Here is a 9,194-nt window from a genome sequence, read left to right as displayed (position 1 = left end):
GACGCCTGCCGCCCGTGCCCTCGAAGCAGTCGCCCATATCGCCGAGAACCAGACAACCACAACGGTGCCGGGAGGGCCAGTCTCCGCCGTCGGCGGATTCGTCTACGTGCGGGCAGTCGGAGAACAACTCATCGAAGACCCCTCCCGAAACGAGCCTGCCTATGCGGCCCTGGTGTCGGTGACGCATGAGACGTGGATCGCAACCGACGGATCAGGACGTGTACGAGTCCAGTACGGCGCCCTCAGATTCCCGACGGCCGCCGACCAGACCGCATGGGAAGCCGACGGCAGACCCGTTCTGACACGGAACATCGATGACACCGCCGGGCCTGGTGGACTCGCCGAAGATCCCAGCCAGGTGCCCGCCGACCCTGACGCACTCCAAGCGTACTTCCTCGAGCGGGCCAACAGTCAGTACCCCGCGTCCGCCGAACTTCTCGAACAGATCGCCAACTTCCTTGCCACTGCTCCAGCTACGCCGCAACAGCGCGCCGCCGCATACCGAGTCGCCGCCAAGATCCCAAACATTGAACTCGTCGGCGATGTCACCGACACGCTCGGGCGCCCAGGAATCGCCGTAGCAGCCACATATGCTGTCGATGACCACCAGGAACAATTCACCCTCATCTTCAGCCCCCACACCGGAGACCTCCTCGAAGCCAAACAAGACATACTCCCCACACTGTCGGGCCAGGCGGGCCTCACCAGATTCTCCGCAACGTTCACCCGCGTCGAAAACGTGCAAGGACTCGACACACCCGACAACTGAGAAGGGGATCAGGGAGAGTGGAGCCAACAGGTTCTCGGGGATGCAGCCGACCTGGTGGCTGACAGCCGAACTGAAGAGATGCGGGCCAGCGTTGTGACGTGCGGGTCACCACCGACGGGTTCTGCCGAATAGGCAGCATCGACGAGTCTGTGCGCCCAGGGTTATCAGGCTGCCGGCACCAGATTCGCGTTTCAGTCACCGTGGGCGAGAGTATGTATGGTCGTGGGCAACACTGATCTCGGTCTGCGCCCGCGTTCGCCCAGACTGTGTACACAGTCACAGCAATGAATGTGGCGTCAACGAGCCGCACGGCGACCTCAACCAGAGAATCGAATGTCGCCACCGGGTGAATACTGACCCTTTATCACCGCTTGGGTTCTAGTACTTGTCGCAACACTCGTGCTAGACGGGGAGGGCTTGGATATGGGACGACGAGGACGCAAACGGCAGTTGGCTGTCGAAGACGAGTACTGGCAGTTGATCTTGTCGGGTGTGGGCACGGTCGAGGCGTGTCGCCGTGTCGGGGTTACTCGCAAGACCGGATATCGGTGGCGCGCCGAGAGAGGTGGGCTGGCGCCGGTGAGGGTCAACGAGGCCGATCGGGGGAGCCGGTATCTGTCTCGGCTCGAACGTCACCGTATCGCGTCGCTACGGAGTCGAGGCCTCGGCGTGCGGGAGATCGGGTCAACCTCATCCGTCGGCCAACTTTCCACCGCGCTACCGGATTCGACCGGCGTTCACAAAGCGCCGGCAAATGTGGCAAGATTGACGCTGATAGGCAAAACAGCGGCCCGGAGTGTCGATCCCGAGAGGCGTCTCGGCAGCTTGACAGCCGTTCTGGCCAGTTTGGAAGAAGGATCATCATCGATTTCGGTAGCGATTCGCGCCAAGGCGTGCGCGCGCCACATGTGAACGGCTCGGATGGTGTCGCGGCCACCAGCCATCTCTCCGACCTGTTCGAACGGGCCGTGCCGGTGCAGACCTCGGTCGTTGGCGACGTCGGAACGCCAAGCACGCGGGTTGTAGCGTCCGGCACCCCCGTTAGTGTTCGCGAGCCGGTCCTGCGCCGGACGGCTCGAGCCGCTGGAGTCCGTTCTCCGCGACGCGGCCGCCTGGTGGAGTTTCTCGGGTCGTTCCTTTCGAGACGCCGCGCGGCAAGGCGGGGGCCGCTACTGCTCTGCCCCGGGCCCGTCTTGCTCTCCGCCCACGTGATACGAGCCGTGAGCAACACGAACATTGGTCACCGTGAGCCAGAGTTCTCGAAGCTGTTGCTTGAGAGCGCGGCGATGTTGAAGCCTGTCGTGGGGATTGGCAGCGCAGATAGCTCGTACCAGATTGCATTCATCACCGGATCGGGAACAGCGGCGAACGAGGCCATGTTGGCGAGCATCGTCCCCAGCGGTCCAACCCTCGTAGTCAGCAACGGCGAGTTTGGGGAGCGGCTCCTGACTGCCGCACGACAGCACAACCCCGACGTTGGGAAGCTGAGATTCGCATGGCAGGAGGCGATTGATCTCGAGAAGGTGGAAGAGGAGCTCAAGGTGAGGCCCTACCACCTGGTCGTCGTCGTGCACCATGAGACGAGTACTGGGATGCTCAATCCTGTCGCGGCAATCGCCCGACTTGCCCATCGACATGGCGCGCTGATCGCGGTTGACGCGGTCAGCAGCATCGGGGCTGAGGAGATCGCCGCCGAAGAGTGGGGCATCGATATCCTCACCGGCACGTCGGGCAAGGCGCTGTCTGCCATGCCCGGCGTGGGGATCGTTGTTGTCAAGGGCAGCGTTCTCGAGCAGTCGGCCTCAATGCAGGCCGGGCCGCAGTACCTGAATCTCCATACCCACTGCAGATACATGCGCGACTATGCGCAGACACCAAACACGCCTGCAGTGCACGTGCTTGTCTCGCTTCACGCCTCGCTCGAGGAGAGCACCCTACTGGGCCTGAAACGGGCCCGAGGAGTGATCCGTTCGCGGGCGTTGTTCGCGCGTGAACGGCTGATACGGATGGGGCTTGAGTACGCCGACTATCACGGAATGAACTCCAGCGTTCTGACTTGCGTGTTACTGCCTGAATACCTCTCGTTCGAACACTTGGGACGCCACCTGAAGACCAGAGGGATCGTGGTCTACAACGGCAAGGGCGCGTTCGCGGAAAGGATGTTCCAGATCGGCCACATCGGCGCGCTGCGGAAGAACGATACGCGCGATGCGCTGCGCCAAGTGCAAGGCGTCATGCGGCAAGGTACAGACGCGACAGCCGGGCCGCTTCAGTTTGTTCCGGCGGAGAGGTCGACGCGTGTCATCTCCTGAGTATCCCCCCCGGGGTTCCGTCATCGAGCCGAACTTCTTCAGCAACTGGGGGGACCTCTGGTACCCCAGGCTCGCCAACACGTTGCTGATCCCGGCTAGCAAGATCGCGTCTCTGACACCGAACCATGTGACTTTCCTTTCGTTTGGCCTCTACAGCGCCGCGGCAGGTCTCATCGTCGTGGGCGGAGCTTGGAGTGTTCTTGCAGCCGTCCTGCTGCCGGTGTCGTACGTCCTCGACTGCCTCGATGGCCAACTTGCCCGCTATACCGGCAAAACGTCGGCAATCGGCGACTACCTGGACAAGACGCTCGACGTCCTGAAGATCTTCATCATCAACGCCGCGATGGCCATCGCGGCGTACGACCGCACGGGCAGAAGCCTGTTCCTGTTGCTCGGCCTGATGTCGTGCTTCGGGTTCTTGTTTCGGTACTACATCAAACTCGAGACGATGTTGGGAGCAGTAGGCCGGGACAACGAATATCTCGACAAGTCTCGCGAACTCCGGCAGGCACTCTACGTCGACCTTGATGCCAGGAGGACGGAACCAAAAGACCTCCGGCAGAAGCTCGCCTGGCTCTGGTTTCGGAACCGCTCCTTCTTCGCGCTCGATGAGGCCGAGCACGTCACCTTAGGCGCGCTTGCCGCCCTTGTGCAGCGACCAGATCTCTGGATCTGGATCTTCGGGATCAGTCAGATCTTCATCGCGTTCGTCCGGCTCGTCCAGCGCGGCAACCAGCTCGCACGCCGACCGGAATCACTCACCTACCCGCTCCGGAAGTAGCCATGAACGCGGCCATCTCATGAAGTCCGTTATCCTCCTCGCCGGCATGGGCAGCCGGCTGGCGGAGTTGACGGTCTCCACGCCGAAATCGCTCCTACCGATTGGCGACAGCAACACGCTCGAGCACATGATCCGGAAGCTCACCAAGCACGACGTGCGATCGATCGTGATCGTCTGCGGGCACATGCAGGCAGCGATCGAGCAGTACCTCCTGCAGGCGTTCCCTCTCGTGGAGATCACGATTCTGCGGAACCCCGACTATCGGACGACGAACACCGGCTACTCCCTGCTGCTCGCGAGGGACCAGCTCGAGGGTGAGACCTTCATCAAGCTGGACGGTGACGTTATTTTCGATGAGGAGATTCTCGCCAGGCTCGTCGCGGCGGCCGCCGGCTGGAGCTACGCCTGCGTCGATCGCACCGCGGTCGACGAGGAGGTCATCAAGGTGCGGTGCGACGCCGAGGGGAACATCTCGCGCATCGGCAACGACGTCCCGGTGACGAGCGCTGCCGGTGAGTCGATCGGCATCGAGCGGATCGACGAGCGGTCCTGCGAGACGCTGTTCACGACGCTCGAGGCGATGATGGAGGATCCTGCCAACCACCAAAGGTATTACGAGGTGGCGTACGACGCGATCGTCCAGGCGGGAGAGCCCTTCAAGGCCCTCGACATCACCGGGCTACGCTGGGCGGAGATCGACACGCTCGAGGACTACGAGCTGGCGCAGCGCTTGTTCGGCCAAGTCGACACGTAAGCGACGCCTCCGAGCGTTGACTTCGACGCCACTAATGCGTCGAGTCGTGTCACTCCACACGGGAACGATTTGGGTGTTTCTGTTCACTCGGATTGTTCGGGCAAGTTCCCTGAATGCGCCCGCGATGCGACGATGCGCTCGTGCGTGGATGCCGAGTTCGTAGTGGCCACAGCGGATGTTCTGTATGAGCGCGTGACAGCGGATGCTCACACTCGCGGTTCGTTCGCGTTTCAGACCGCGCATCAGCGGTGGTGAGCTTCCCCCGTTTCTCCGAGCGTGTTCTGCAGGGGCATCCACAGGAAGGTGCTTTGGTCTCGGCCTTTCCACCGGCCGAACCTGGCTCGTGCTAGGTGTGGCGTCGTCAACAGTCAATTCGCCGGTCTTCGTAGCAGGATCTGGGAAACGTCGGTATCGGAGACCCTCAGGCTCGCTGCTGGATACGGCGTATTGTCATCGGGCTGACAGGGTCACAGACACTGCGATTGGACGGGTGCCGAAAAAGAAGGGAACGTGGCACTGGCCACGTGGTCCCCATCAGTCCATGTGTGTCCATCGCGGCTGGTGACGGGCTGTCTGTCACTCGGAGGGAAGGGTTACTGACACCGAAAATGAAGGGGTACGAAAAAGAAAAGGTGGCGTTGGCGACGTGTGCCCGACCATAACCACGCTCATTGAAACTCCTCGGACATACTCATTGAGATTCCTCACCACGCCATACATGATCGGCGACACCGTGTTCAGTTGACCACACGCCGCGACGAACTCCAGATACCGGACCACCTGCGGCTGCCCTGGCCGCACCCTCGGCGTGTCCGACCTGTCTCCCGAACCCACGAGACACGGCATCGAAGTTATGGCCACGAGTCTCCCAAGAAGCCGGTTCAGATCACCGGCACATCACTCACTCGGCGCTCCCAGTTGGGACCTGCTGACAGGTTCTCGGACACTAGGACAGGGATACTGATACTGGAATTGAAGAGGCACGAAAAGTGAGAGGTGGCGTTGGCGAACTACACGATGTCCGCCGTCTTGGAACTCGGCGACCGGGGGTCGCTGCCAACGTCGTCCACCGGTCGGTGACCGACACCGGTTCGGTCACGTGTGTCGGGTGGCCCGGTCACTGGCGGTAGCCGCCGTTGTCGAGCACGTCACCTGTTGCATTGAGGAGCTGCCATTCGAGGGTCTGGTCGGGCGAAACCTGGAGGACGAAGAAGCTGATACTTCCGCGAGGAACCTGCCAGAAAGTGCCTCGCGGTGTCGTCACTATCACCACGGACGTGGACTCTGGGACCATTCCCATCACGACTCTGAACTCTTGTCCCGTGTCAGTGCCCCACCCGGCAGCAACGCCGAACGGTGGAGCGGAGTCTTGCTCTCTGACGCACGAGCCTGAACGGCCTGATGTTTCGATGATGCAGGCCACCTGTGAACCGTCGGGGGCGGACGGTCCGGTGACGAGAAAGACACGGTGAACGCCAGGACCGACTTGTCCTATTGCCACAATCTCATCCGGGTTGGGGATGAACGATCGGATGTAGGAGGCGTCACCCGGGAGGAACTCTGTGATGGGTTGTAGAGGAACTTCAATCGCGGATCCGGGGACGTCGAGGTTCGGCGGAATGGCCCGAGAGGCTTGAACGACCTGTGGATCGGCGTTGATCTGGACAGCCGGCTGGGTAAAGACCGTTGGGCCGTCGGTCTGTCGTGTCTCGGCGATGATGCGACCCACACCAATGAGGGCAGCGACAGCGGCTACCGCCGTCAAAGCTCGGACCAGTCGGTGAGAGAACATCCAGACGCGTCGCTGTTCGATTCTTGGCCGCTCGAACATGCCCGCCACCCTGTGCGCCTCGTCCGCGGCGTGTCTGAGCCGTTCATCCAACATGCCCGTCAACCTCCTCGCCGGCTTGTGCTCCGAGGACTCGTTCCAGCCGCTGTCGCCCTCGCGCCAAATGGGTCTTGACCGTCCCGGAAGAACATCCCATGATCACGCCGATCTCCTTGAGTGAGAGATCATCCAGGTAGCGGAGTGCCACCGCCTGTGCCTGTCGTCTTGGTAGCGTCCGCACCGCGTCCCACACCTGGGTTGCTTCCCCGTCCATCTCCGTGGCCGGCCCGGGTGACGACAGGCGAAACAGTCTGGGTAACAGTTTCAACTCGGTGATGCCACGTCGCCGAAACGACACGGCCCGATTCGCAACGACACGGCGCACCCACGCTTCAGGCTTGTCATAGAGAGCAATCCGATCCCAACTGCGCAGGGCAGCGATGAACGCCTCCTGTGCCAGATCCTCAGCGGCACCGTTCCGACCGGTCAGAACGTACGCCAGTGCAGCGACCTGTCGGTACTCGCGACCGTAGAAACGTTCGAACGTCTCATGGAACGGTTGAACTGGAACGTTGCCGTCAGCGGATGTCACACCTGTCCTCTCTCAATCCTTCACCGGTTACTCGCACGACCAGCCAAGTCGGTGGACACGATTCTCCCATCACCAACTGCACTTCAGCGATGATCCCGACGCGAAGCGCCGCGAAACGGATCTGTTCTGACGGCTATGTCGGGTTGGGAAGAATCGCTTTCCGCTACGAAAGACGCCGGCCGAGTGGGCTGTGCACAGCCCGGGATCTCTGTGTGACCACGCTCATTGGAAACGCCCTTTCCTGAGTGAACCCGCCCGGGTCTGCCGGATACTCTTGTCCCTGAGAGGACCCGCAGTCTCGAGTTACGTCCATGGGCGAATCTCCTATGTCAATGTGGTGGCGGGTTGGGTGGACAGGACTGGGTTGGGCCACACCGTCGGGTGGGCAGGCTCTTATTAGGTCACACTGCCCTGGTGGGCGGGTGGGGTCGACAGGTCGTCCGGAGGACAGCAGCACGTGGGGGTGCGTCGGTGGTGTATCGGGTCAGACCCCACTCGCCGGATCGTCATGCTGCTCGGGGTAGGTGTTGGTATGTCTGGCGGGCGACGTAGCGTTTCAAACAGCGCATGATTTCGCGTTTGGAGAGGCCTTGGGCGCTGCGGCGTCGCACGTGGTTGCGAGTTTCGGGATCCGACGCCATGCGGGTCAGCACGATCCGGTGGAGCGCCGCGTTGGCTTGCCGGTTCCCGCTACGGTTCAGCCGGACCCGTCCACTGGTCTTGCCCGACCCGGCCGGGACCGGTGAGACGCCGCACAGGTGCGCCCGTGACCGTTCCGAGGTGAGCCGGTCAGCGTTGTTGCCGGCAGCGACCAGCGGGGTCGTGGCAGTGTCCACGCCGACGCCGTGACAGTCGTGTAGCGACGGTGCGGTGGCGTCGATCAGTTCTTTGAGGGCGTCGTCGATACCGGCGATCTCGTCATCGAGGTCCCGGATGCGACGAGCGAGTCCGCGGATCACCACCAACGTTGTGTAGGCGACCGGGTCGTGTCCTTTGCGGGGCCGCATCGCAGCCGCCTCGGACACAAGCCCGGTCCTGGCACGGTCCTTGAAACGGGTCCGCACAGCATCAGGGGCCGTCAAGACGATCTGGCGGAGCTGGTTCAACGTCGCGGTGCGCTGCACCCGTGCTGAGCGGCGAGCGACCGACAGGACCCGGATCTGTTCCACCGCCCCGTCACGACGCTTCGGCACAACCCTCGCTGTCCCGGACAGGGGGGCTCTCGCCGCGGTTTCGGCGTCGATCGGATCCGACTTCCCCAACCGGCGGCGCCTCTGCCGGTTTGGCCGAGCGACCTCCACTACCTCAACACCGCCGCTATGGAGATGTCGAGTCAATCCGACGCCATACGACCCGGTCCCCTCAACCCCGACCCGGATCACCGGACCGAACTCGGCGAGCCACTCGTTGAGCCGTCGATACTCGGCATCGTCGGTCGGGAACGACTCGATCCCCAACAACCCACCATTCGTATCGACCGCTGCTGCGACATGCACATCGGCGTGCGTGTCCACACCGCCGAAAACCCCCGATACGATCGATATGACCGCCCCTTTCTCTCGCTAACAGGCGCAAGGGGTGGCACACGCCATCGGGACGGCGGACCGAGACCAACCGAGCCGCTGCTATCGGCTCGACCGGAACCTCACCGCCCGACCGAGGCGTGTAACACCGGACCCATCATGCCAGCCAGTGGTGTACGGGGGGACCTGAGGGTCCTTCCGTATGGGTGATCACCGCGTCAGCCTCACGGGCACGTGCAAGCGACCGTGAGGAGAACATGCTGGTCAATGGGAGCATGGACGCGTTGGTGTGGCTGAAGCGGGCAGCTCGAGACCGACGACAATGGTTTGTTGCGCAAGATGGTGAGCAGTTGAGTATTCGCAGGGTGGTGATTGTGCTGGCGACGGTTGCTCTCTTCTCGGCTGGATGCAGCAGCGTCGTCCCGACCGCTACAACTGCCGGTACCAGTACCGCCGACTCGTCGTACATCCCGCCGACTTTGACGGACCAGATCTTCAGTACTGCCTTTACCGGGATTGTCGAGCGGCGTTACTCGGGTGACTTCGACCCTCCCCGGAGACCGGACACGACATGGTTGGTGAAGGTGACGGACGTGGACTTTCAGGGCGATGTCCTCCAGCGAGGGACCGGCCCG

8 protein-coding genes and 1 pseudogene are annotated in these 9,194 nt (G+C 62.4%); 6 read left to right on the top strand and 3 right to left on the bottom strand.

From position 1 onward, the window contains the following. The 5 genes and pseudogenes from GXP34_01235 to GXP34_01215 form a co-directional block, all read left to right on the top strand. On the top strand, positions 1-769 hold a 769-nt coding region (locus GXP34_01235), incomplete at its 5' end, for a hypothetical protein (protein NOY54589.1). Between the two features lie 417 nt (positions 770-1,186). Beyond that, positions 1,187-1,450: pseudogene (locus GXP34_01230) on the top strand (IS30 family transposase). 539 nt (positions 1,451-1,989) lie between these two features. Beyond that, positions 1,990-3,081 carry an alanine--glyoxylate aminotransferase family protein gene (locus tag GXP34_01225; GenBank protein NOY54588.1) on the top strand — a complete coding sequence of 364 codons (1,092 nt, stop codon included), beginning with the start codon at positions 1,990-1,992 and terminating at the stop codon, positions 3,079-3,081. Next, complete coding sequence (locus GXP34_01220; protein NOY54587.1) at positions 3,068-3,862, top strand: CDP-alcohol phosphatidyltransferase family protein; 795 nt, start codon at positions 3,068-3,070, stop codon at positions 3,860-3,862. The genes GXP34_01225 and GXP34_01220 overlap by 14 nt, the downstream gene beginning before the upstream one ends. 19 nt (positions 3,863-3,881) lie before the next feature. Further along, positions 3,882-4,616, top strand: a complete 735-nt coding sequence (locus GXP34_01215; GenBank protein ID NOY54586.1) for a phosphocholine cytidylyltransferase family protein — start codon at positions 3,882-3,884, stop codon at positions 4,614-4,616. Positions 4,617-5,733: 1,117 nt separating this feature from the next. Here GXP34_01215 and GXP34_01210 read toward each other — a convergent pair. The 3 genes from GXP34_01210 to GXP34_01200 form a co-directional block, all read right to left on the bottom strand. Further along, positions 5,734-6,501 (bottom strand): hypothetical protein, encoded by a 768-nt coding sequence (locus tag GXP34_01210; protein ID NOY54585.1) that lies wholly within the window; start codon positions 6,499-6,501, stop codon positions 5,734-5,736. After that, positions 6,491-7,036 (bottom strand): SigE family RNA polymerase sigma factor, encoded by a 546-nt coding sequence (locus GXP34_01205; GenBank protein NOY54584.1) that lies wholly within the window; start codon positions 7,034-7,036, stop codon positions 6,491-6,493. Before GXP34_01205 ends, GXP34_01210 begins: the two co-directional genes overlap by 11 nt. A 506-nt stretch (positions 7,037-7,542) precedes the next feature. After that, positions 7,543-8,580 carry an IS110 family transposase gene (locus GXP34_01200; GenBank protein NOY54583.1) on the bottom strand — a complete coding sequence of 346 codons (1,038 nt, stop codon included), beginning with the start codon at positions 8,578-8,580 and terminating at the stop codon, positions 7,543-7,545. Positions 8,581-8,816: 236 nt separating this feature from the next. Between GXP34_01200 and GXP34_01195 the strand changes: the two genes are divergently transcribed. Further along, positions 8,817-9,194: hypothetical protein (locus tag GXP34_01195; protein ID NOY54582.1), on the top strand; the 378-nt coding region annotated here is incomplete at its 3' end.

Source organism: Actinomycetota bacterium (assembly GCA_013152275.1).
In the GTDB taxonomy this organism is placed as follows: Bacteria; Actinomycetota; Acidimicrobiia; order Spongiisociales; family UBA4744; genus BMS3Bbin01.
The sequence above is the reverse complement of the archived record's forward strand: the minus strand, read 5'-3'. Positions and strand labels throughout refer to the sequence as shown.

Bases quoted from the DNA above. Each gene is read 5' to 3' on its own strand.
- GXP34_01215 (NOY54586.1), top strand. From the start codon at position 3,882: ATGAAGTCCGTTATCCTCCTCGCCGGCATGGGCAGCCGGCTGGCGGAG.
- GXP34_01210 (NOY54585.1), bottom strand. From the start codon at position 6,501: ATGTTGGATGAACGGCTCAGACACGCCGCGGACGAGGCGCACAGGGTG.